Consider the following 22,315-nt stretch of genomic DNA (forward strand, 5'->3'; position numbering starts at 1 on the left):
ACATGAGGCGTCCGACCCTGGAGGCGGTCGCCGCCCGTGCCGGGGTCTCCCGGGCCACCGCCTCCCGGGTCGTCAACGGGCAGACGACCGTGGCGGCGCACATCCGCGACGCCGTGCTGCACGCGATCGACGAGCTGGGCTACGTGCCCAACCCGGCCGCGCGCAGCCTCGTCACCCAGCGCACCGACTCGGTGGCGCTCGTCGTGTCGGAGCCGCCGACCCGGGTGTTCTCCGAGGATCCGCTGTTCTCGACGGTGATCCGCTCGGCGAGCGTCGAGCTGGAGACGGTCAACAAGCAGGTCGTGCTCATGCTGGCCTCCTCGGCCAGCAGCCACGCGCGGGTCGAGCGGTACATCACGGGCGGCCACGTGGACGGGGTCATGCTCATCTCCATGCACGGCGCCGACCCGCTCCCGGCCGCGCTGTCCCGGCTGCGCGTCCCGGTCGTCTCGTACGGCCGGCCCGCGGTGCCCGTCGACATCCCGTACGTGGACAACGACAACGTGGGCGGGGCCGAGCTGGCGGTCCGCCACCTGGTGGGCCTCGGGCGGCGGCGGATCGCCACGATCGCCGGCCCGCAGGACATGATCGGCGGCCAGGACCGGCTGAGCGGCTACCGCACCGTGCTGCGCGACTCCGACCGCCGCTCGATCGTCGCGGTGGGCGACTTCACGCGCGAGTCGGGCGCGGTGGCGATGCGCCAGCTCCTCCGCGACGACCCGGGCCTCGACGCGGTGTTCGTGGCCAACGACCTGATGGCGGTGGGCGCGCTCCAGTCGCTGCGGCAGGCCGGCCGCAGGGTGCCGGACGACGTGGCGGTGGTGGGCTTCGACGACATCGAGGCCGCCCAGTACACCGAGCCACCGCTGACGACGGTCCGCCACCCGGTGGTGGAGCAGGCGACGGCGATGGTGCGGCTGCTGCTCGGGCTGTTCGAGGGCGAACCGGCCGACCCGGTCATCCTGCCCACGGAGCTGGTGGTGCGCGAGTCCGCCTGACCTCAGCGGGACGGCTCGCTCGGCGGCACGGCCCGCTGCCAGGGCAGCCGGCCCTCCAGCTCCACCTGGAGCGAGAAGCTGAGGAACGTCCGCACCGCCACGATGACGGCCAGCACGCCCACGCTCTGGAACGTGGGCGAGACGGCCACGGTCCTGATGATGTCGGCCGCCACCAGCAGCTCCAGGCCGAGCAGGATCGCCCGGCCCACCCCCTGCCGGAACACCGGGTAGAGGCCGGTCACCTCACGCGTCCGGACGTACCTCAGGCCGAAGGCCACGCTCGCGACGAGCGTGCCCACGGCGATGACGAGCACGCCGGCGAAGTCCATGAGCTCGCCGATGACCTCGATGACGTGCCTCACGCGACCGCCTCCTCGCCCTGTTCATGCCCATCCGTCCCCTCGCGGATCTCAATCTGCCCGTGATCAACGAGTGGAATGCTGGGGTCCCAGTCGAACCGCGGCCGTTGGGAGCGTCATGCCGGTGCTTGGGTCCATGGCTCGCATCCGCCTCGCCGCCTCGGCGGTGGCGCTGGCGGCGGCCCTCCTGCCGCTCGGCTCGCCGCCCGCGGCGGGAGCGAGCGCGGAGGTGGTCGAGTACTCCTGCTCCGGCGAGTCCGTACCGGCCCAGACGGTGCGCGTCCGGGTGACGCTGACCATGCCGGCCTCGGCCGTGGTGGGGCAGCCGTTCTCCATCGGCTGGCGCGCCGAGTACGAGGCGGGCGCGGAGCTGAAGGCGCCGAGCAGCGGGTTGTCCGCGGGGGTGAGCCTCTACGCGCACGCCGGGATCTCGGGCCTGCCGCAGCTCACCTCCGCCACCGGGACCGCCCCACTGGGCGCCATCACCCCCGGTCAGGCCATCCCCCTGCCGGCCTCCGTCGAGATGACGACCACGGCGCGGAACGCGGGCACCGGCGCCGTCCGGCCCGGCGCCATCAACATCGGGACGATGGAGAACGATCCCCTGATCGAGTGCGAGGTACGCACCCCCGGGGCGCTGTCGGCGTACACCCTGACGGTCGCCGCAGGCACCGGCACGGACCCGGACACCTCCCCCTCGTCCGACGTCTCCTCCTCGGAGAGCTCGTCCGCGGACGCTTCCTCCTCCGAGACCTCCTCCGAAACCGATGGGACCTCCGAGCCGGAGAGCACGCGCAAAAGATCGTCCGCCGTCCCCAAGGCGGGCGCGGACACGGGCGGCGGCGGGGAGGCGGGGCCGGACGGGCGGGCCCTCGTCCTGGGCGGGTCGGTGCTGATCATGGGGGCCGGTCTCGGCGGCCTGCTGGCCCGCCGCCCCCGCCCGGCCGGAGCCCCGGCCCGCGACCGCGCGTGACCGGCCGCCACCCGTTACGGGCAACGTAGGCGTCAGCGGTCCGCCAAGCCTGCCCCGCCCGCCCGCGCCTCCGTGCTCGCGGAACCCGCCGCCATGACCATGGAGCCGTGCGTAGAACCCTCGCTCTCCTCGGCGTCCTCGCCCTGCTGCTCACCGGATGCAGCTCCTCCCCTCCAGGCCGCCCGGCCCCGTCCCCGCCCCTGGCGCAGACGGCGCCGCCCGCCCGGCCGAGCGCCGCGCCGCCGGGCCGGCCGGCGAAGTGGCGCATCACCCATCGGGGCGGCGAGCACGAGATCGAGGGGTACGCCGACCACACCAGCGTGCTGCCCGGCGAGCGGTTCCGGCTGCACGTCTCCACCACCGCGCCGCGCTTCACCGCGCGGGCGTTCCGGATGGGCGCCCAGGCGGAGGAGGTGTGGCGCTCGGAGCGGGTCCCCGGGCGACGGCAGCCGCCGGCGCGGACCGTCGAGGGCACGGTGACGGCCGCGCACTGGAAGCCCTCCCTCACCGTCGACACCACGGGCTGGCGGGAGGGCGCCTACCTGCTGCGCCTCGACGCCTCCACGGGCGGCCAGCGCTACGTCCCCATCACCGTGCGCTCGGCCTCCACCCGCGGCCGGGTCGTGCTGCTGAACGCCGTCACCACCTGGCAGGCGTACAACTTCTGGGGTGGACGCAGCCTCTACCTGGGGCCCGGCGGGTTCGCCGACCGGTCCCGCGAGGTGACCTTCGACCGCCCCTACGACACCACGGGGGCCAGGCTGTTCCTCGCCTTCGAGCTGGACGCCATCGAGGTGGCCGAGCGGAGCGGCGTGCCGCTGGCCTACCTCACCAGCCTGGACCTGCGGCCCGGGGTGCTGGACGGGGCGCGGGCCGTGGTGTCGATGGGGCACGACGAGTACTGGTCGCCCGGCATGCGGGCCGCCGTCACCCGCGCCCGCGACCAGGGCACCAACCTGGCCTTCCTGGGGGCGAACGCCGTCTACTGGCGGATCGGGCTGAACGACCGGACGGTGGCCTGCGACAAGGAGAGCACCTGCACGCTGTGGCGGGCGTCGAAGCCGGAGAGCGCGCTGGTCGGGCAGATGTACGACTGCTTCCCGGCCGAGGCCGCCTACGTGGTGACCCGGCCGGACCACTGGATCTACGAGGGCACCCACGGCACCCGTTTCCCGGGGATGACCGGGGTGGAGACCGACCGGGTGGGGACGGGGTCACCACGTGACGTCCAGGTGCTGGCGGAGTCGCCGGTGAACTGCGGCGGCCGGTCCACCGTCAGCACCAGCACGTACTACGTCGCGCCCAGCGGGGCGAGGGTGTTCGCGTCGGGGACGATGCGCTGGGTGTGCGCGATGCGGGGCCGGCGGTGCGGGCACGGCGTGACCGACGCCGCCGCGGTCTTCACCCGCCGCGCGACCCGCAACCTGCTGACCCGGTTCGCCCAGGGCCCCGTGAACCGCCCTTGACGCCGCGACCCGGCCGGCCGCACCACGGGAAGCCCTAGGCTCTGTGATCGTGACCACCGAACGATGGGCGCTGGGCGGCGATCTGAGCGTCGCGAGGATCGGGTACGGCGCGATGAAGCTGACCGGCTGGCCGAGGGGCGAGCGGCCCGGCAGGGAGACCGCCCTGGCCGTCCTGCGCCGCGCCGTGGAGCTCGGGGTGAACCACATCGACACCTCGCACTACTACGCGCGCGACGGGGTGGCGGCCAACGAGCTGATCCGGGAGGCGCTGCACCCCTACCCGGACGACCTGGTGATCGTGACCAAGGTGGGGGCGCTGGTCGAGGGCTCCGACATCGCGCTTCCGGCGGAGCGCAAGAACGGTCTCACCCCCGACGGTCTGCGCCGCGGCGTCGAGGCGAACCTGCGCTCGCTCGGCGTGGACCGCCTGGACGTGGTCAACCTGCGGATGGGCGACCTCGACCGGTCCGGGACCCCGCTCGCCGCGCCTCTGGAGACGCTGCTCGCGCTGCGTGAGGAGGGCCTGATCCGCCACCTCGGCGTCTCCAACGTCACCGCCGCCGAGCTGGCCGAGGCTCGCGCGATCGCGCCCATCGCCTGCGTCCAGAATCTCTACAACCTGTCCCAGCGCGACGACGACCCGCTCGTCGACGCCTGCGCCGAGGCGGGCATCGCCTACGTCCCCTTCTTCCCGGTCGGCGGTTTCCAGCCGATCACGGCGGAGCGCCTGGACGCCGTCGCGGCCCGCCACCGCGCGACCGTGCCGCAGGTGGCGCTGGCCTGGCTGCTGGCCCGGTCCCCGAACGTCCTGCCGATCCCCGGGACCGGCTCGCTGGAGCACCTGGAGGAGAACGTGGCCGCCGGCGCGCTGAAGCTCGGCGCGGACGATCTCGCGGAGCTCGCGGGGCGGCCGGGGTGACCGCCTAGAGGTCCGCGCGGGTGGGGAGGCCCTGCCAGTCGCTGGCGCTGCTCACGGCCGCGGCGCTCAGCACCGTGCCGCGGTGCAGCCGCTCCTGCGGCGTCAGCCCCTCCAGCGCCGCGCTGATGTACCCGGCCACGAACGCGTCGCCCGAGCCCGCCGGGTCCACGATCGGCACCTGGAGCCCCGCCGCGTCGTACCGCATCCGGTGGGCCCGCACGCTGGCGCCCTTCATGCCCCGGTCCACCACGACCTCGCGCTCGGGCGTGAGCGCGGGCTTGACCAGGTCCAGCTCGTCCTGGGCGAGGAACAGCAGATGCGACTCGCAGGCCAGCTCGCTCAGCACCTCCTCCGCCTCCCGCACCGAGGGCCACAGCTCCGGGACGTAGTGGACGGCGAACGAGATCACCACCTCGGCGGTGCGCGCGGCGCTCACGGCGGCGCGGACCGCTTCGAGCGCGTCCCGGCCGAGCCCCGCCGTCAGTCCGGTGACGTGCAGCATCTTGGAGGCGGCGATCCGGTCGATCGGCACGTTCCCCGGCGTGAGGGCCGAGCCGGCGGAACCCACCCGGTAGTGCGTCACCAGTGGCTCCCGGCCCACGCGCGACTCCCTGAGGAGCATCCCGGTGCGGACGCCCTCGCTGACCCGTACGTCGGCCACGTCGACGCCCTCACCCCTGAGCACCGTGAGGACTCTCGCCCCCAGCTCGTCCCCACCGTCCTTGCCGAGGAAGCACGCCCGGTGGCCGAGCCTGGCCAGGGCGATGGCCAGCGTGAACTCCGGCCCGCAGACGTCGAGCCGGGCCTCTGTCTCGTGGCGGACCCGGCCGCTGGAGACGACTCCCAGCGCCTCGCCCAGGGTGTAGACGTCCGTCATGGGCGAGACTGTAGCCGGTCTGCCTATCCGAAAAGGATTTTCGGGTGATTGCCCTGGTAGCGCCTGTGATCAAATTTTTGCACGAACTTTAGACAACCTTTTCCCCATACAGTGGCTCTAAGTAGTAAAGCGAGTCGGCTTCCCGGGCCGACTCCAGCGATACGGGGAGAGGAATCAGCACCCTCATGAGAAAGATCGCTGTAGGTATCGTCTCCACCCTCGTCGGTGGGGCCATGCTCGTGTCGGGTGGCAGCGCCGCCATGGCGAAGACCAAGGCCGCCACCATCGACATCAGGGACATCACGCCCAACCCGGTCGTCGTCAAGGACGGCGGCGAGACGGAGGCGTTCTTCAAGGTCGACGCCAGCAGCGACGTGGACAACGTCAAGCTGAGCGTCTCGCCCCTCGGCGTGCGCACGCTGCGCGCCCAGGAGGCCAAGCAGATCGAGTCGTGGCGCTTCAGCGTCCCGTTCAACTCCGACGACGCCGAGGGCAAGTGGCGCGCCACCGCCCAGGCGTTCAAGGACGGCAAGGTCGTCGCGACCGACGAGGCCGTCTTCAGCGTCGAGATCGAAGAGGGCAAGGCCGAGACGCGGGTCTCCCGCTTCAGCGCCGACCCGTACAAGGTTCGCAAGGGCAAGTCGATCTGGTTCTCCGGCCGTCTCCAGGTGGATGACGACGGCTGGGAGGGCGTCCGCGGCGAGAAGGTGAACGTCTACTACCGCGCCAACGGCTCCAGCGGCTGGAAGTGGGTCGCCTCCGGCACCACCAAGTGGGGCGGCAAGTTCACCGCCACGACGCGCGCCTGGAAGAGCGGCACGTTCAAGGCCGTGTACGACGGTAACGACGAGCTCGACGGCAGCACCAGCCGCACGGACTACGTCCGCGTGTACACCTGGCGCCGCTAGCACGACCGGTCCTCACGACCGCTGAGCACGTCTGAGCGGGAGCCCGGCCCCTTCGTTGGGGCCGGGCTCCCGTGTTTCCCGGGCCCCCACAGGGGGTGGCCGTGAGAGGCGGCGTCCTGCGGGTAGCGTCGGAATATGGCTGAGGACCTGCTGAAAGAGTTCGATCCGTTCGCCATCTTCGACGCCGAGGCGGCCAGGCTCGACCGGTTCTTCTCGGGGCTGGACGACGAGGCGTGGGAGCGGCCGTCGCAGTGCGAGGGGTGGTCGGTCAGGGACGTCCTGGGGCATCTGGCGGGCGAGGAGCTGTACAACCACGCCTGCCTCGACGGCAATGTCCAGAGCCTGCTGACCCGCCTCGCCCGCGAGGGGGTGAACGGTTTCCACGACTTCAACGAGTGGTCCGTACGGCAGCGCCGGTCGACGCCCGTACGGGACGTCCTGGCGGAGTGGCGCGAGCAGAACGGCGACACCCGGCGGCGCATGCGCGAGCTGGGAGCCGAGCACCTGATCGACACCATGGCCGGGCCGTACCCGGTGGGGCTGCAGACGTTCCACTACGACTCGGAGTACGCCACGCACGCCGACGACGTCGGGGCGCCCGTCTCCGAGGAGGAGGCCGACGGCCGGACGCTGTGGCGGGTGGCGGTGGGCCGGTTCGCGCTGGCGGAGCAGAGCGCGGACGTCCAGGTGGAGCAGACGGCGGACCAGATCTGGGCGCACGCCGACGGGGTGAGCGCGACGCTGTCGTACCCCGAGTTCGTGCACGCGACCGTGGGACGGCTGCCGGCCGGGCACGGGCTCGACCCGCGGCTCGCCGCGAAGCTGCGCTGCCTGGCCTGACCAGGCGATCTCCCGGGGGGAAGGGGGAGGAACGATGTGGTTGCGTGACCGCGCGGGGTACGAGCCGGCGAACGCGCGCAGCCCGCTGGGAGCCCGGCGGGGACTGTCCAGGGTGGCGCTGGTGATCGGCATCGCGGCGGCCGTGTTCTTCGCCGTCCGCGCGATGCGGACGGGCGAGGAGGTGTGGGTCTGGGAGGCGGCGATCGCCGCCGCGGTGGCGGTCATCGCGGCGATCGACCTCGTGGTCCTGAAGCGGCACCGTCGATCGCCGGGCCGCTGAGCCCTTCCTGTGGCCGCCCCGTGGGTCTGGCGGGGCGCTGCCGCCTCCTGGGCCCACGAGGCCCAGGAGTGCCGGACGGGCGGTCAGGCGAGGAGTACGGCCAGGGTGAGCAGCGCCACCACGAGCACCACGGACCCCACGATGAGCCATACGTGCCGTGTCACCCAGACCCGCGCCCGATCCCCGTACGGCCGCATGTACCCTTCGCCGCCTGATTCGATGCTGTTGATCGCCGCGACGCGCCTGGCCAGGTCCGGGTCCTCCAAGGCCAGGGCGTACTCGATTTCCGCGAGGATGCGGCGTTCCTTTCCTGAGAGACTCATCGCGATCACCCTGCTCCCACGCCGGTGAAGGCTTTGTACCCACTGGTAATGGGGGCATGCGACCCGGTCTGTCCGAAGGCGATTCGTCAGTGTGTTCGAGTCAGCGCTTGCCGTACCGCTGCTGGAAACGCTCGACGCGTCCGGCGCTGTCGACGATCCGCCCGCGCCCGGTGTAGAAGGGGTGGCTCGCGGAGGAGACGTCCACGTCGACGACCGGGTACGTGCGGCCGTCCTCCCACTCGACGGTCTTCGCGCTGGTCACGGTGGACCGGGTGAGGAAGGCGACCCCCGCGCTCGGGTCGCGGAAGACGACGGGGCGGTACGACGGGTGCAGGTTCTTCTTCATGCCCCCTCCAACCCGATGACAACGGTTTTCATTCCCAAACTGTGGCCGGGTCTCGGTCCTGCCCTTCGGGGTCGAGCCCGAGCACCGACCGGCCGCCGTCCACGGGCAGCGTCACGCCGCTGACGAACCCCGAGTCCTCCCCCAGCAGGTACGCCACGGCGGCGGCGATCTCGGCCGGCGAGGCCACCCTGCCGAGCGGGTGCAACCGCGCCATCTCCTCTTCGATGCCGGCCGCCCCCTCGGGCCCGAGCGAGGCGAGGAACTCCTCGTACCTCTCCGTCGCCACCGACCCGGGCGCGACGGCGTTGACCCGGATGCCACGCTTGCCGTACTCGACGGCGAGCGCCCTGGTCAGCCCCTCGATGGCGGCCTTGGCCGTGGAGTACGGCAGGCTCCCGGGGACCGCCCGCCGGGCCTGGTGGGAGGTGACGTTGACGATGGCGCCGGCCGTACCGGCGGCCAGGAAGCGGCGCACGGCGACGGCGCAGCCGGTGACGGCCAGATCCAGGTTGGCCGCGATCAGCGCGCGGATCTCGGCGGTGGACGAGGTGTGGACGGAGGCGTCACGGAAGACGGCGGCGTTGTTCACCCAGCCGGCGAGCGCGCCGGCCTCCTGGGCCAGGTCGGCCGCCCGCTCGACGACGGCCTCGTCGGAGGCGTCGCCGACGACGGGGACCACTCCGCCGCCCGCCCAGGCGAGGGCCTCGGCGTCGCGCTCGACGGCCACCACACTCACCTTCACGCCCGGTCCGCCGGAGCGGAGCAGCCGCTCCACGACCGCCCTGCCGATGCCACGCCCTCCACCGGTCACCACATACGAAACACTCATGATCCCCAGGCTTTCCCGCTCCCACCGGGTCATCACAGGATTCGCCTAGGATCGCCGTGGGCGAACACGGCGCCGGAGGCTCGGCGAACACGTAAGGTAGCCGCATGGATACCCCCATCGACGTCCTCAACCGGGTGTTCGGCTACGACTCCTTCCGCGAAGGCCAGCAGGAGATCATCGAGCACGTCGTGAAGGGCGGCGACGCGCTCGTCCTCATGCCGACCGGCGGCGGCAAGTCGCTGTGCTACCAGATCCCGGCGCTCGTGCGGCCCGGGGTCGGCGTGGTGATCTCGCCGCTGATCGCGCTCATGCAGGACCAGGTCGACGCGCTGAGAGCGCTCGGCGTGCGCGCGGGGTTCCTCAACTCGACGCAGGGCTTCGACGAGCGGCAGGCGGTCGAAGCCGCGTTCCTGGCCGGCGAGCTCGACCTGCTCTACCTCGCGCCCGAGCGGCTGCGGACCGACTCCACCCTGCGACTGCTGGGCAAGGGCGACATCTCGCTGTTCGCCATCGACGAGGCGCACTGCGTGTCCCAGTGGGGCCACGACTTCCGGCCCGACTATCTCGCGCTGTCCGGGCTGCACGAGCGCTGGCCCGACGTGCCGCGCATCGCGCTGACCGCGACCGCCACCCCGGCCACGCACGCCGAGATCTCCTCCCGGCTGGGCCTCGACCAGGCCAGGCACTTCGTGGCCGGGTTCGACCGCCCCAACATCCAGTACCGCATCACGGCCAAGAGCGAGCCGAAGCGGCAACTGCTGGAGTTCCTGCGCGCCGAGCACCCGGGCGACGCGGGCATCGTCTACTGCCTGTCGCGCTCCTCGGTGGAGAAGACCGCCGAGTTCCTGGCCGACAACGGCATCCCCGCCGTGCCGTACCACGCGGGCCTCGACGCCCCCACCCGCGCCGCCCACCAGGCCCGCTTCCTGCGGGAGGACGGGCTCATCGTGGTGGCCACGATCGCGTTCGGCATGGGCATCGACAAGCCCGACGTGCGGTTCGTCGCCCACCTCGACCTGCCCAAGTCCGTCGAGGGCTACTACCAGGAGACCGGCCGCGCCGGGCGCGACGGCCTGCCCGCCACCGCCTGGATGGCCTACGGCCTGCAGGACGTCGTCCAGCACCGGCGGCTGGCGCTGGAGGGCGACGAGGCGCACCGGCGGCGCCAGGTCCTCCACCTCGACGCGATGCTGGCCCTGTGCGAGACCGCCGGCTGCCGCCGCGCCATGCTCCTCGACTACTTCGGCCAGCGCCTCGACGAGCCCTGCGGCAACTGCGACACCTGCCAGGCCCCGCCGGAGTCCTGGGACGCCACGGTCCCCGCCCAGAAGGTGCTGTCCACGGTCCTGCGGCTGGACCGGGAGCGACGGCAGAGGTTCGGGGTGGGGCAGATCGTCGACATCCTGCTCGGCAAGAAGACGGCCAAGGTGCTGCAGCACGGCCACGACTCGCTGACGGTGTTCGGCGTGGGGGCCGAGCTGGGCAACACCGAGTGGCACGGAGTGGTGCGCCAGCTGCTGGCGCAGGGGCTGCTGGCCGTGGAGCCGGCCCACGGCACGCTGGTGCTCACCGACGCCAGCGCCGACGTGCTGCGCGGCCGGCGCGAGGTCCACCTGCGCCGCGACGCCCAGCGCCCCGCCCGCTCCAGAACCTCCGGCGGCGGCTCCTCGCGTCCGGTGGTGGAGCTGCCGCCGGAGGCGGCCCCGGTCTTCGAACGCCTCCGTGCCTGGCGCGCCGCCACGGCCAAGGAGCAGGGCGTCCCGGCCTACGTCATCTTCCACGACGCCACCCTGCGCGAGATCGCCACCCTGGGGCCGTCCTCGCTGGCGGAGCTCGGCACGGTCAGCGGGGTCGGCGAGAACAAACTCGCCAAATACGGCGAACAGGTCCTGGAAACCTTGGCCTCCTGACCGGAGGCCGGCGCTTCTGGAAGGACCTGGGCACGGACGGTGACGGTCCGAAGCACAGCCAGTCGCGCGAGGCGGTGGCGACGGCCCCACGAAGAACGGTCGTCGCCACCGCGCTGCCACCCAAAATCGGGCGGTCAGCTTCACTGCCACATTAGCCGGACAATCGGCGTGGCGCTCTCGGCAACCCTTTCGGCCGCTACATACAGTGATCACGCATCGTCACTTCGTGGTAACAGGGGGAACCATGAGAAGCCTCATCGCCGCCGGCGGGCCGTTGATCGCCGCCTTCGCACTGGCCGGAGCGGTGGCGGGTCCGGCCGCCGCCGCCACACATGGGGACGACGGCATCGGGATCGAGTGCAGCGCGTCCTCACGCACCACGTCCACCTGGGTGTACTCCGTCAACGACGAAGTGGTGTCCGGGTTTTACTCCTCGGAAAGGTGCAAGAACCCCGCGATCGGCTGGCGCCCGTACTGGTGGGAGAACATCCAGACCGAGACCGACAACGCCGCCGCATTCGACGACGCGGACGGCGCCGCACTGTACGAGAACGACAACGCCGACGAGCTGCAGGACTAGCCTCGCGCTCTCACCGGGAGCCGTGGCCAGCACAGCCACCTACCCGAGAAAAGGGCCTTTGAGCTGGAGGACCGGGCTTGTCCAGAGTCCGAGTCCGGTCCACCCCAGCCCAAGGGACCCGTGATTCACAGTCCCTACGGGTACGCGCCAGGCGGGTTCAGGCGAGCTTGGGGAGGGCCAGCCATTCCTTCCACGACAGGTCGCGTCCGATGAAGCGCGGGCGCTCGAACGGCCAGGACTCCGCGATCCACTGCGGGACCAGCGCGTCCATCGCGCGTTCCAGGTCGGTGCCGACGCGATCGTCCACCACCCACCAGGACACCTCGGCGTCGGCGTCCTGGCGCTCCGGCGGGTCGATGTAGACGCAGCCGAGGAGTGCGGTCTCCGCGTCGTCGAACAGCGCGTAGTTGAAGGACTCGTGCGCCTCGATCTCTCTCGCATGCCGCTCGAGGTCCTTCAGGTCATCCTCGTAGGTCATGTCGGCCGTGGGCCAGCCGTACGCCTCACCGTAGATCGACCAGAGCCGTGCCTGCGAACCCATCACGGCGGGGTAGTCCAGGTCGGTGTCCGCGCCGGTGATCGGGCGTAGGTGACAGCCGCCACCCGGGAGCTCGACATGGGTGGGATGGACGAAATCAGCGGGCAACCATGTCATGGCGGCAGCCTACCGAGCAGGCAGCCGCCTCCTGATCCCTGCACCACGGCACCTCCAGCGGTCACATCCCAGACGGTGGTGATCCGCACCGCTTCCCGATCGACTCCCTCCCCCGGCCTCACGAGGTCCCCTCAAGAGCATCCATCCGTGGAACCATTCGGCACCGCGACGGAATTACCGCCGACAATCACGGGAATTGGCACCACGATGGTAAAAGCTGCCGGCGTAGCCTCTTGCCATGGACCCGGATCACGGTCGCGAGGAATGGGGCGACCGAGGAAGAAAACGCACCGTGGTGGCCGGATGCCTGGTCATCGGGGCGATAGGAGCAATTATCTGGCTCATTGCTCTCGGCGTGATCCTTTATTTCCTTTTACGATCATAAATCATGACGGGAACCTTCTGCCGCCTCCCGGTGTATGGGACGTGAGCGAGTGAGGAGGCCTCATGAGATGGACGGCGATGGGAGCAGCGCTTCTGCTGCTGGCCGCCGGCTGCACGGCCGGCGGAGCCGAGAAGGCGGGCGGTCCAGGGCGAGACCCGGATACGCCGGCGACCGCCCCGGCGACGACTCCCGGTTCGAACGAGGAGGCGAAGCCCAGCGGCAATGGCGGCGCCGCGGCGACCCCCACGGCGAGTGACGAGGCGGCGACTCCTGGGACGAGTGACGGGACCAGCCCGGCCGTCGCGGGGGCGGGGAAGGGGTGTCATGGGATGCCGGTGCTGACGTCCGACGGCGGGTTTCCGGAGGTGCGGGGTGAGGGCCGGGGCGCGGAGGTGTGGGGATTGCTGTTCGCCCCGGTGCCGTTCCGGAAGGGTCGCGAGGTGAAGATCGTGTGGCGGATGACCGGTGAAGGGCCGTTGACGGTCACCGCCACGCTGCCGGACGGCACGCGGGCCCGCCGGACGTTCGGACCCGAGCAGCATGGCGGGTCCAACTGGAAACGACCGGGCGAGGAGTGGGGAACGGGCTTCGTGTTCCCCAAGCCGGGGTGCTGGAGGCTGGAGCTGTCCAGGACACGCGGCTCCGGCCAGGTGTGGCTAGCCGTGCGCTAGTGCTTTGACCGGAAATGATCACCTGGTTGGCGCGTAGGGCGTCCCTCCCGGTTGGATGGTGCTGATCACGTTCGATCGGCACGCGGGAGGCCGAGGGACGCAACCGGTCGAGGTCCGCAGGCTCACGGACCACGTAGGCCAGCAGCTGCAGCGGATCGTGCGGCGCGGCACGACCAGCACGGTCCGCTGCCGGCGGGCGATGATCGCGCCGACCTCGGCGGTGGCAATGCCGTGTCGGTCATCGCCCGCTTGGTTTCGACGAGTTCGGACCGCTCGGCACCCGCCCCACCGCCGGGGCGGGCCGGGCACCGCAGGGCGAGCCGGACCGACTGTCGTCAGCGATTCGGCGTCGTGAAGCCCTCCCTCCAGGTAAAGCATTTGCTACACTTCTGGGTGTGGAGGAGTGGGAGATCCGAAACTACGTCCCGGCTCGGCGGGTAGCTCCGAGATCCGGATCTTGTTTGTGTTCGATCCGTGGCGGTCGGCCATCTTGCTGGTCGGCGGGGATAAGTCCGGTGACTGGTCGGGCTGGTATCGGCGGACCATCCCCCGCGCCGAAGAGCTGTCTGCGGAGTACTTGACCGAACGCGAGGCGGAAGAGAAGGACCGATGACGAATTTTCCCAAGTGGAGCGACGTCCGCGCCGACATCGTGGCCACCTCCGGCGGCGAGGAGGCCGTGGCTGAGGCCCGGCGACGCAATCAGGCCTACATCGATGGCTACCGGCTAGCCGAACGGCGCAAGAGCTTGGGCATGTCACAGACCGAGGTCGCTGACCTGATGGGAGTGACCAAGAGCCGGATCTCCCAGATCGAACGCGGTGAGGTGTCTACCGTGGAGGCCATCGCCCGGTACGTGCAGGCCCTCGGCGGGCAACTCCAGATCTCGGCGGTGTTCGGCGATGACCTGTACATCCTGCGTGGCACCGACACCCACGCCGCATAACTCGAACGCCATCTCCACGGCCCGATCACGCGACTCTTGGGGATACTTTCTCTGCGCGGGCACGGCTCCCAGCCTTGCGGGCTTCCGATCAGCTCGGGGCGTCTCAAGCATGTGGCCGTCATTCCGCTGGCGCTGCCATATCGGGTCTCCGATGTGCTCGTAGCGCCAGGTTTTCGCCTTCCACCAGCAGTCCTCGTCCTGGGTGGTCATCTCCTCCTCGGGCACGCTCCACCATGCCGGGCCGGACACCCGGGGTCCAACCGTCGTCACCGCGCCTGCCTACGCCTCTACTTCCCAACACACCTGATCAAGAAGAAACTCAGCCGGCTCACCACCAAGGACATTCGCCTGTGGCTCGTGTCCATCCCCCGAAAGCGTGGAGACTCGGTTATGCGGCGATGGTCCTCTGAGGCTTCGCCTTACTGGCTGTTCGGGCGGTCATGATCTGCCGCTCGTAGACGATCGGGGGTTGCCCGTCGGCGGCGCTGTGTCGACGGCGGGTGTTGTAGATGGCGTCGGTACGCATTGAAGTCGCCGTTGGCGATCGGGTGTGGAGCAGGCGCAGTCCCAAGGCCGGCTGCCCTCAGTGAAGACCATCCTGTTCGTAAGCAACGCTCGCGAACGTACCGGATTGAAGATCATCGCGGGAAACCATGATGCACTCGAATCCGGCGTCGTTCCAAGGGCGCAGATTCTGCTTCAACTCGTCCAGTTCGTCGTCGCGCATGAGGTGCGCGCTGCCAGGCAGGACCGACAACCGCAGCCACGAGGGCGGGGAACAGCGGACGACGAGTACCCGTACTCACTCTGCGGTCCAACTGTACGCGGACAACAGGGCGATGTGACCTTGCGACTTCTTGAGGGTGAGACGTTCGCACAGCCGGCGTGGTGGACGACGAGGACCCAGAGCCGCTAATGACAACAAGATCTAATTAAGTCATGCAAAGATCACGGACGGTTGCTTACCACTCTTGATCGCCGCGTCCGCGCAACGGTTCGGATGAGAGTGCCGAACGGGCTTCTGGTCCCGGCACGTCCAGGACTACCTTCTGATCCATGACCGCACTGGAGCCACCGAGAGCCCCCTACCGCCCGCGCCGGACCCGGTCCCTGGGCGTGACCATGGTGGGCGGATGGAGCGTGAAGGTCGTCGGGATCACCGCCGGCGGGGAGCTGCCGGACGACTTCGAGGTGGAGGCCGCGCTGCGAGCCGTCGAGCAGGAGCTGCCCGAGGGGGGCGGGGTGGCGTTCGTGATCGTGGACCGGGGCACCGACGCGCTGTGGGCGAACGTGTGCTGGTGGCAGTCCGACATCCTGTTCCAGCGGCTGTGGCGGGCCGAGCCGGGCACGACCGACCTGCGCAGGCTGCCGCTCGACGCGCCCATCGGCTGCGTCTGGCACCTGGTGGCCATCGAGCATGAACGGCGGGCCTGGGTGGAGCACGTGCTGGCCCGGCCGCAGGCCCCCGACGTCACCGGCTATCTGGCCGCCGACCCCATGGTGGAAGCCGGCTGAACGGGTCTTAAGAGCACCTGAAGGAGACCGTAAGGCCGCTCCGGCATCGTGGAACTCGTCAAGCCGACGACCACCGGAGAAAGGCACCCCGATGACCACGCAGACCGCGCAGTACGAGATCACCCGAGTCCTCGACGCCCCCCGCGAGGCGGTGTTCGCCGCCTGGACCGAGCCGGAGCGCCTGTCCCGGTGGTTCGGGCCGCGCTCCTTCACCGCCCCCGTTGAGCGGATCGTCGTCGACCTGCGGCCCGGCGGCGTGTGGCAGGTGGTCCTGGTCGGCGAGGGCGGCTTCGAGGCCCCGCTCGGCGGCACCTACCGCGAGGTGGACGGCCCCGGCAGGCTGGTGTTCACCACCGGCGACCCGGACAACCCCGGCGACGGCCCCGCCTCCGTGGCCACGCTGGAGCTGACCGGGAAGGACGGCCGGACCGAGATGCGCTTCCACCAGTTCGGCGTCAACACCGACGAGGAGCACGCCCAGCAGGCCAAGGCCGGCTGGATCGAGTTCTTCGACCGTCTGGCCGAGTACGTGGCCGCCCAGGCGTGAAGGTCAGAGGGCGAGGCCTGGTGCGTCGTCGAGCTTCAGGCGGCTGCCCTCCTCGTACAGGGCCGCGAAACCCTCCTCCCCCAGTGCCTCCCGCACCCGATCGGTGACCCGGTCGATCTCCTCCGTCTGCGACGGCGTCGCCGGCGTCCGGCCGGCCTCGTGGGCGGCGGCGGCCAGGCCCAGCAGGCGCGCTGCCCGGTCCGGCGAGCCGGATGCGGCCAGCGCGGCGGCGAGCGCCTCGACCGCGAACGTGACGCTGCTCGGGTCGCCGACCCTCTGGGCCGCGGCCAGCGCCTCCAGGTGCAGCTTCCGGGCCTCCTCGGCGTCGCCCTGCCGTTCGCGCAGGTATCCGAGCTCGACGAGCGTGGTGGGCAGGTGCAGCGCGGGCTCGGCGCCGGGGTGGCGGGGCACCCCTTCGAGCAGGTGGAGCAGGTGCCGCTCGGCCAGGTCGAACCGCTCCGCCCGGCGCGCGGCGAAGGCGAGGCCCATCTCGGCCATCACCTTGCCCTCCCGGAACCCTTGCTCGACCGACAGCCGCAGTGCCCGGCCGCACAACTCCATCGCCCGCTCGTAGGCTCCGGCCTGCAGCGCCCCCCAGCCCAGCCAGGCCGTACGGCGGGCGGCCTCGTTCCACAGCCCGAGCTCCTCGGCCACCCGCAGCCCGTCCTCGAACAGCAGCCTGGCCCCTTCGCCGTCGCCCCGCATCTCGGCCAGGCCGCCCAGCCACTCCAGGGCCTGGAGGCGTCCCCACTGGTCGCCGAGCTTGTCGAACAGCCGGACGCTCTCCTCGCTGTCGCGTTCGAGGGCGACCACGTCGCGCTGCGTGAAGGCGTCACGGGCCCGTTTGCTGAGCACTGTCGCGATGCCCCATTCGTCGCCGATGGCGCGGAACGTCGTCAGAGCGCCGCCCATCAGCGCCTGCGCCGTCGGAACGTCGGCCACGGCCATGCCGAGGAACAGCTCGGCCCTGGCCCGGTCGCGGGCGTCCTCGATGGCGGCGGTGTCCCAGGTCGCCTGGTCGCCCAGCATGAGGGCGAACCCGGCCCGCCAGGCCGCCGCCCTGGCCCGGCCGGGGGCGTCGCCGTGGAGGGCGAGCGCCGTCTCCAGGGAGCGCCGGGCCTCGCCCGGCCTGCCACGCAGGTACCAGTACCAGCTCAGCGCGTTGACCAGGCGGATCGCGGTGCCGGCGTCGTCGCCGCGGGCCGCCGTCTCCAGCGCCGCGCGCAGGTTGGCGGCCTCCGCGTCGAGCCGTTGCAGCCATTCCCGCTGGTCGTGGCCGTACAGGGCGGGCTCGGCCTGCTCGGCCAGCGCCAGGTGGTGGCGGGCGTGCGCCCGCCGTACGGACTCCAGCTCGCCGGCGTCGGCCAGCCGGTCCAGGCAGTACTCGGCGACGGACTCCAGCAGTCGGTACCGGACGCCGGCGGCCCCCTCCACGACCACCACCAGCGACCGGTCGACCAGCCGGGCGAGCAGGTCGAGGACGTCGAGCTCCGCGATCTCCGCGAGCTCGTCGATCCGGTCCCGGCCTGTCCCGTCGCCGGCGCAGACCTCCTGGGCCGCCTCCAGCGTGCAGCCGTCGGCGTGGACGGCCAGGCGGCGCAGCACCACCCGTTCGGGCGGGGTCAGCAGCTCCCAGCTCCAGTCGATGACCGCGGTCAGCGTCTGCTGGCGGGGCGGGGCGCCGCGGTGCCCGGAGGCGAGCAGCCGGAACCGGTCGTCCAGCCGCGCCACCACCCCGCGCAGACCGAGCGCCCGTACGCGGGTGGCGGCCAGCTCCAGCGCCAGCGGGATGCCGTCGAGCCGGCGGCAGAGCCGTACGACGGCCTCGGCGTTGCCCGCGTCGAGCGTGAAGCCGCGCGTGGAGGCGGCGGCGCGGGCGACGAACAGGCGGACGGCGTCGGACCGCTCGGCGGCGGCGAGGGCGGCGCCGGGCGAGGCGCCGAGGACGGCGTCGAAGGCGGTGAGGTCGGGCACGTCGAGCGGCGGCACGCTCCACAGCACCTCGCCGGGCAGGGACAGCGGCTCGCGGCTGGTGGCCAGCACGCGCAGCCCGGGCACGGCCCGCAGCAGCGCGTCGGCCACGTCGGCGACCCGGTCGACGACGTGCTCGCAGTTGTCCAGCACCAGCAGCGTCTCGCGGGTGCGCAGCACCTCGGCGAGCCGGGCGGCGGGCGTCGCGCCGTCGGTGCCCTCGCGGATGCCCAGCGCCTCCATGACGGCCTCGGCGGGCGAGCCCGTGGCGCGGTCGAGCGAGGCCAGCTCCACCAGCCAGGCCCCGTCGGTGTACGCGCCGGACAGGCTGTGGGCCACCTCCAGCGCGAGCCGGGTCTTGCCGACGCCGCCGCTGCCGGTCAGCGTGACGAGTCTGTGGTCCGCCAGCAGCGCGGCGACCTCGGTGATCGCGTCGTCGCGGCCGATGAGCCTGCTGACGGGGGCGGGCAGGTTGGTGGGCGGGCGCTCGGTCACGGCGCTGAGCGCGGGGTCCTGCCCGAGGATCGCCTGGTGCAGCTCGGCCAGCTCCGGGCCGGGGTCGAGGCCGAGCTCCTCGGCCAGCCGCTCGCGCAGCCCGGCGTAACTGGCCAGTGCCTCGCTCTGCCGCCCCGCCCGGTAAAGGGCGCGCATGTGGACGGCGCGCAGCCGCTCCCTCAGCGGGTGGCGGGCGACGTGCTCACCCAGCTCGCCCGCGAGCAGGCCGTGCTCGCCCAGTTCCAGCCGCGCCTCGGCGTGCCGCTCCAGCGCGGCGAGCCGCTGCTCCTCCAGACGGACGATCGCCGACCTGGTGAACTCCTCGTCGGCGAAGTCGGCGAACGCCGGTCCGCGCCAGAGCCCGAGAGCCTCCGACAGCAGCGCGGCCGTGGCGCGCGGCCCGTCGGCCGCCTCGGCCCGCGCGAGCAGGCCGGTGAAGCGGGCGGCGTCCACGGCTCCGGGCTCGGCGCTCAGGAGATAGCCGGGAGCGCGGGAGACGACGAGGTTCTTGGCGCCGGGCTCGGCGTCCTCCAGCGCCCGCCGGAGCTGGGAGACCCGGACCTGGAGCGCCCCGGCGGGGTTGCCCGGCGGCTCGCCGCTCCACAGGTCGTCGACCAGCCGGTCGGCCGACACCACATGCCCCTCGCTGACGAGGAGATCGGCGAGGAGCGCCCGCACCTTCAGGCCGGGGATCGCCACGCTCTCCCCGGCGTCGGTCCAGACGGCCAGCGGGCCGAGCACGCCGAATCGCATGCCCGTCACCTTAGGGGGACCTTGAGCCGGCGAGAAGAGCATCCGAAGCCCTGTTGGGTTCGGCTCAGGAGGACAGCGGGGGCGCCTTCCTGGCCGAGCCGCGGTAGCGGCCGGGGTCGTAGCGGCGCTCGTTCTCGTCCAGCTTGGCGCCCGCCGCCTCCACCAGGTCGATCCCGAGGACGTCGGCCAAGCGCACCAGGTAGGCGGTCACATCGCCCAGCTCGGAGCGGACCCGGTCGAGGGTGGCCGGGTCGAGGCTCGCCGACTCTGCCGGGGTGAGCCACTGGAACTCGGCCACCAGCTCGCCCACCTCGCCGGCCAGCGCCATCGCGAGGTTCTTGGGGGTGTGGAACTGCTCCCAGTCCCGGGCCTCGGCGAACGCGCGCAGCCGTGCGGTCAGCCGCTCCAACTCGGTGCTCACGTGCGCCGACCCTACCCGCCCCCACCTGCCCCGGCCACCGGCGGCCGTCAGGCCGCGCCGGTGCTGTGATCGGTGCTGTGATCGGTGCTGTGATAGGTACGGTGATCGAGGCGGTTGAGGGCCTTGGCCAGGGCCACGCCGTACACGACGTGCCCGGCGGCCATCACCGCCTGGCGGCCCGGCCGGTCACGGTGCAGCGGCGGCATCGTGCCCAGCTTGGGCACCCATCCGGCGTAGCTGGCCACCCAGATCGCCAGGCCGTACGCGATGCCGAGCGGCACCCGGGCGCGACGGCCGCGGGCGAGCGCGCCGAACAGCGCCCCGGACCCCACCCCGAACCCGAAGTGGGCCACGGCGCCGAGCACGCCCTCCCCCGGCTTGCTCCTGTGCCGGTGGCCGGGCAGGATCGCGCGGACGATGCGCTTGGGCGGCTGGTCCCCCATCAGACCGGCGCGCTCGCCCGCCACCATGACCGCGCTCATCGCCGCCGTGGCCAGGGCTCCCCCGACGGCTCCGTTCACCAGGTTTCGCAGCATGTCGTACCGGCTGCCCCGGTAGCCGACCAGAAAACTCGGACGCCTGGCCGCACGCGCTACGCTTCCGCGCGTGTCGGAATTATCCGTCCCCGGGTACGAGATCCGGGGCGTGCTGGGGCAGGGCGGCTTCGGCGTCGTCTACCGGGCCCTGCAGTCGGCCGTGGGCAGGGAGGTCGCCCTCAAGGTCGACAACCGGGTCCTGCTCTCCGACCGGGACCGGCGCCGCTTCATGCGCGAGGTCACCGCCGCCGGCGCGCTGTCCGGTCATCCGCACGTGGTGCCCGTCTATGACGCCGGTCTGCTGCCCGACGCCCGGCCGTACATGGTGCTGGAGCTGTGCCCCGGCGGGTCGCTCAAGGGGCGGCGGCTCACCCCGGCGGACGCCCGCGACGTCGGCGTCCGCATCGCCGGCGCGCTGGCCGCCGCGCACGCGCAGGGCGTGCTGCACCGCGACGTCAAGCCCGCCAACATCCTGCTCAACCGGTACGGCCAGGTCGCGCTGTCCGACTTCGGGCTGGCCACGATGCCGGCATCCGGGGCCGCGCCGGGCCTGGACGCCTCGGTCACCCGCGAGTCGCTGACGCCCGCCTACGCCCCGCCGGAGGCGTTCGAGCTGGCCGGGCCCACCCCGGCCGGTGACGTCTACTCGCTCGCGGCGACCGTCTACGCGCTCATGTCGGGCCGCCCGCCGCGCTTCCCGGAGAGCGGCGTGCCGCACCTGGCGGTGATCCTGGCGCTGCACCGTCTGCCGGTGCCGGACCTGCCGGGGGTGCCGCCGGAGCTGACGGCGGTGCTGAGACGGGCGCTGGCGTCGGACCCGCGCGAGCGCACCCCGGACGCGGCCACCTTCCGTGACGAGCTCGCCGCCGTCCCCCTCGCCGCCGCCCCCTTCGGCTCGGTTCCCCCCAGCTCGGTTCCCCTCGGCTCGCATCCCCTCGGCTCCGTCCCCCTCGGCACAGGGTCCCTCGGCACAGGGTCCCCGGGGCCCGCGCACGTCCCGGCTGCTCCTCATGGCCCGGCGCACAGGACGGACGACCCCGCGTACGGGCCCCGCGATCCCGCGCCCCACGGACCCGGTCCAGGTCCGGCGCACGCGGCGGACGACGGAACAGGCCACCGGCGGCGCGGCGGCCGCGAGGCCGACACCGAGGCGCCCGCCCGGCTCGGCGCCTCCAAACTGCTCCTGACGCTCGTGACCGTCCTCGCGGTCGTGTCCGCGACCGCCGTCGGCGTCGTGGTCCACGACCGCGTCACCGGCGAGCCGTCCGACCGGCAGGCCACCGCCCCGGCCGACCCGTCCGAAACCGATCCGACCGGGACAGATCCGTCCAGGACCGGGCCCACCGGGACGGCCCCGGCGACCGGACGCCCCGCCAAGGGCCCGCTCAGCGGCCTGGACACCTACACCGAGGACTGCCCGGCGGCGGCAGCGGCGGCCGGCGCGGCATGCGTGAAGGAGGCCGAGTGCTGGGGCGGCCTCGTCATCATCGCGGGCGACACCACGGCCCGGCGGGTGGGCTGCGAGGAGACGCACTCCTGGGAGACGTACGCGGTGGCGCCGATACCGGACGACTCCATGACGTACGACCAGCACGACCTGGCCAGGCACCCGACGGTGAAGCGGGTGTGCTCCCCGCGGGTGATGCTGGCCACGCGCAACGCCGCGGCCGAGCGCGCCGGGCGGAAGCTGGAGTCGGAGGTGATGCCGCCGTCGGCGGCCCAGTTCACGGCGGGGGCGCGCTTCTACCGGTGCGTGGGCAGCGTGGTGGGCACGGAGACGAGGCGCGCCCTGTTCCTCCGGCCCTGACCGATC

Annotated in this window: 25 protein-coding genes; 15 read left to right on the forward strand and 10 right to left on the reverse strand. The window is 72.1% G+C overall.

Annotation, left to right across the window (positions count from 1 at the left end; genetic code table 11):
* Positions 1-2: 2 nt before the first annotated feature.
* The gene (locus tag MTP10_RS12940; RefSeq protein ID WP_310709367.1) at positions 3-998 is read left to right on the forward strand and encodes a LacI family DNA-binding transcriptional regulator; all 996 of its coding nucleotides are present in this window, start codon (positions 3-5) and stop codon (positions 996-998) included.
* Positions 999-1,000: 2 nt separating this feature from the next.
* On the opposite strand, the gene MTP10_RS12945 is transcribed toward MTP10_RS12940, so the two are convergent.
* Positions 1,001-1,360: a DUF1622 domain-containing protein gene (locus MTP10_RS12945; RefSeq protein WP_310709368.1), complete on the reverse strand. Its 360-nt coding sequence runs from the start codon at positions 1,358-1,360 to the stop codon at positions 1,001-1,003.
* Positions 1,361-1,493: 133 nt separating this feature from the next.
* Here MTP10_RS12945 and MTP10_RS12950 point away from each other — a divergent pair, with 133 nt between their 5' ends.
* The 3 genes from MTP10_RS12950 to MTP10_RS12960 all read left to right on the forward strand — a co-directional run bounded on the left by MTP10_RS12950 (position 1,494) and on the right by MTP10_RS12960 (position 4,715).
* Positions 1,494-2,330 (forward strand): hypothetical protein, encoded by an 837-nt coding sequence (locus MTP10_RS12950; protein ID WP_310709369.1) that lies wholly within the window; start codon positions 1,494-1,496, stop codon positions 2,328-2,330.
* A gap of 107 nt (positions 2,331-2,437) precedes the next feature.
* Complete coding sequence (locus tag MTP10_RS12955) at positions 2,438-3,796, forward strand: N,N-dimethylformamidase beta subunit family domain-containing protein (RefSeq protein WP_310709370.1); 1,359 nt, start codon at positions 2,438-2,440, stop codon at positions 3,794-3,796.
* Between the two features lie 49 nt (positions 3,797-3,845).
* Positions 3,846-4,715: an oxidoreductase gene (locus tag MTP10_RS12960; RefSeq protein ID WP_310709371.1), complete on the forward strand. Its 870-nt coding sequence runs from the start codon at positions 3,846-3,848 to the stop codon at positions 4,713-4,715.
* Positions 4,716-4,719: 4 nt separating this feature from the next.
* On the opposite strand, the gene MTP10_RS12965 is transcribed toward MTP10_RS12960, so the two are convergent.
* Entirely contained in the window at positions 4,720-5,592 is an 873-nt protein-coding gene (locus MTP10_RS12965) for a sugar kinase (protein ID WP_310709372.1), read from the reverse strand.
* A 185-nt stretch (positions 5,593-5,777) separates the two neighbouring features.
* On the opposite strand from MTP10_RS12965, the gene MTP10_RS12970 reads away from it, so the two are divergent.
* The 3 genes from MTP10_RS12970 (at position 5,778) to MTP10_RS12980 (ending at position 7,620) form a co-directional block, all read left to right on the forward strand.
* Positions 5,778-6,500: a hypothetical protein gene (locus MTP10_RS12970; protein ID WP_310709373.1), complete on the forward strand. Its 723-nt coding sequence runs from the start codon at positions 5,778-5,780 to the stop codon at positions 6,498-6,500.
* Positions 6,501-6,635: 135 nt separating this feature from the next.
* Positions 6,636-7,340 carry a maleylpyruvate isomerase family mycothiol-dependent enzyme gene (locus MTP10_RS12975; protein WP_310709374.1) on the forward strand — a complete coding sequence of 235 codons (705 nt, stop codon included), beginning with the start codon at positions 6,636-6,638 and terminating at the stop codon, positions 7,338-7,340.
* Positions 7,341-7,374: 34 nt separating this feature from the next.
* The gene (locus tag MTP10_RS12980; protein WP_310709375.1) at positions 7,375-7,620 is read left to right on the forward strand and encodes a DUF6343 family protein; all 246 of its coding nucleotides are present in this window, start codon (positions 7,375-7,377) and stop codon (positions 7,618-7,620) included.
* 83 nt (positions 7,621-7,703) lie between these two features.
* Here the strand turns inward: MTP10_RS12980 and MTP10_RS12985 are convergent, their stop codons facing one another.
* The 3 genes from MTP10_RS12985 to MTP10_RS12995 form a co-directional block, all read right to left on the reverse strand.
* Positions 7,704-7,943 carry a DUF3040 domain-containing protein gene (locus MTP10_RS12985; RefSeq protein WP_310709376.1) on the reverse strand — a complete coding sequence of 80 codons (240 nt, stop codon included), beginning with the start codon at positions 7,941-7,943 and terminating at the stop codon, positions 7,704-7,706.
* 100 nt (positions 7,944-8,043) lie between these two features.
* Positions 8,044-8,289, reverse strand: coding sequence for a type B 50S ribosomal protein L31 (locus MTP10_RS12990; protein ID WP_310709377.1), 246 nt, complete (start codon positions 8,287-8,289; stop codon positions 8,044-8,046).
* 28 nt (positions 8,290-8,317) lie between these two features.
* Positions 8,318-9,118, reverse strand: a complete 801-nt coding sequence (locus MTP10_RS12995; protein ID WP_310709378.1) for an SDR family oxidoreductase — start codon at positions 9,116-9,118, stop codon at positions 8,318-8,320.
* A 104-nt stretch (positions 9,119-9,222) separates the two neighbouring features.
* Between MTP10_RS12995 and recQ the strand changes: the two genes are divergently transcribed.
* On the forward strand, positions 9,223-11,028 hold the full coding sequence (gene recQ, locus MTP10_RS13000) for a DNA helicase RecQ (RefSeq protein WP_310709379.1): 1,806 nt from the start codon (positions 9,223-9,225) through the stop codon (positions 11,026-11,028).
* 244 nt (positions 11,029-11,272) lie between these two features.
* Positions 11,273-11,608: a hypothetical protein gene (locus MTP10_RS13005; RefSeq protein ID WP_310709380.1), complete on the forward strand. Its 336-nt coding sequence runs from the start codon at positions 11,273-11,275 to the stop codon at positions 11,606-11,608.
* Positions 11,609-11,765: 157 nt separating this feature from the next.
* Here the strand turns inward: MTP10_RS13005 and MTP10_RS13010 are convergent, their stop codons facing one another.
* Positions 11,766-12,263, reverse strand: a complete 498-nt coding sequence (locus MTP10_RS13010; protein WP_310709381.1) for a GNAT family N-acetyltransferase — start codon at positions 12,261-12,263, stop codon at positions 11,766-11,768.
* 714 nt (positions 12,264-12,977) lie between these two features.
* On the opposite strand from MTP10_RS13010, the gene MTP10_RS13015 reads away from it, so the two are divergent.
* The 3 genes from MTP10_RS13015 to MTP10_RS13030 all read left to right on the forward strand — a co-directional run bounded on the left by MTP10_RS13015 (position 12,978) and on the right by MTP10_RS13030 (position 14,264).
* Positions 12,978-13,319, forward strand: a complete 342-nt coding sequence (locus MTP10_RS13015; protein ID WP_310709382.1) for a hypothetical protein — start codon at positions 12,978-12,980, stop codon at positions 13,317-13,319.
* A gap of 403 nt (positions 13,320-13,722) precedes the next feature.
* Complete coding sequence (locus tag MTP10_RS13025) at positions 13,723-13,932, forward strand: type II toxin-antitoxin system RelE/ParE family toxin (RefSeq protein ID WP_310709383.1); 210 nt, start codon at positions 13,723-13,725, stop codon at positions 13,930-13,932.
* Positions 13,929-14,264: a helix-turn-helix transcriptional regulator gene (locus MTP10_RS13030; RefSeq protein WP_310709384.1), complete on the forward strand. Its 336-nt coding sequence runs from the start codon at positions 13,929-13,931 to the stop codon at positions 14,262-14,264. The genes MTP10_RS13025 and MTP10_RS13030 overlap by 4 nt, the downstream gene beginning before the upstream one ends.
* 583 nt (positions 14,265-14,847) lie before the next feature.
* Here the strand turns inward: MTP10_RS13030 and MTP10_RS13035 are convergent.
* The gene (locus MTP10_RS13035) at positions 14,848-14,991 is read right to left on the reverse strand and encodes a hypothetical protein (RefSeq protein WP_310709385.1); all 144 of its coding nucleotides are present in this window, start codon (positions 14,989-14,991) and stop codon (positions 14,848-14,850) included.
* Between the two features lie 329 nt (positions 14,992-15,320).
* Between MTP10_RS13035 and MTP10_RS13040 the strand changes: the two genes are divergently transcribed.
* Both MTP10_RS13040 and MTP10_RS13045 read left to right on the forward strand, forming a co-directional pair.
* Positions 15,321-15,779 carry a hypothetical protein gene (locus MTP10_RS13040; RefSeq protein WP_310709386.1) on the forward strand — a complete coding sequence of 153 codons (459 nt, stop codon included), beginning with the start codon at positions 15,321-15,323 and terminating at the stop codon, positions 15,777-15,779.
* A 91-nt stretch (positions 15,780-15,870) separates the two neighbouring features.
* Positions 15,871-16,326 (forward strand): SRPBCC domain-containing protein, encoded by a 456-nt coding sequence (locus MTP10_RS13045; RefSeq protein WP_310709387.1) that lies wholly within the window; start codon positions 15,871-15,873, stop codon positions 16,324-16,326.
* Between the two features lie 3 nt (positions 16,327-16,329).
* Here MTP10_RS13045 and MTP10_RS13050 read toward each other — a convergent pair whose 3' ends face one another.
* The 3 genes from MTP10_RS13050 to MTP10_RS13060 form a co-directional block, all read right to left on the reverse strand.
* Entirely contained in the window at positions 16,330-19,545 is a 3,216-nt protein-coding gene (locus MTP10_RS13050; RefSeq protein ID WP_310709388.1) for a BTAD domain-containing putative transcriptional regulator, read from the reverse strand.
* A gap of 64 nt (positions 19,546-19,609) precedes the next feature.
* Positions 19,610-19,966: a nucleotide pyrophosphohydrolase gene (locus MTP10_RS13055; RefSeq protein ID WP_310709389.1), complete on the reverse strand. Its 357-nt coding sequence runs from the start codon at positions 19,964-19,966 to the stop codon at positions 19,610-19,612.
* A 47-nt stretch (positions 19,967-20,013) separates the two neighbouring features.
* Positions 20,014-20,502, reverse strand: coding sequence for a DUF6789 family protein (locus MTP10_RS13060; protein WP_310709390.1), 489 nt, complete (start codon positions 20,500-20,502; stop codon positions 20,014-20,016).
* Positions 20,503-20,572: 70 nt separating this feature from the next.
* Between MTP10_RS13060 and MTP10_RS13065 the strand changes: the two genes are divergently transcribed.
* Positions 20,573-22,309, forward strand: a complete 1,737-nt coding sequence (locus MTP10_RS13065; RefSeq protein ID WP_310709391.1) for a serine/threonine-protein kinase — start codon at positions 20,573-20,575, stop codon at positions 22,307-22,309.
* Positions 22,310-22,315: the final 6 nt, after the last annotated feature.

Origin of the sequence: Nonomuraea sp. 3-1Str, from assembly GCF_031570565.1 — a bacterium.
Classification (GTDB): domain Bacteria; phylum Actinomycetota; class Actinomycetes; order Streptosporangiales; family Streptosporangiaceae; genus Nonomuraea.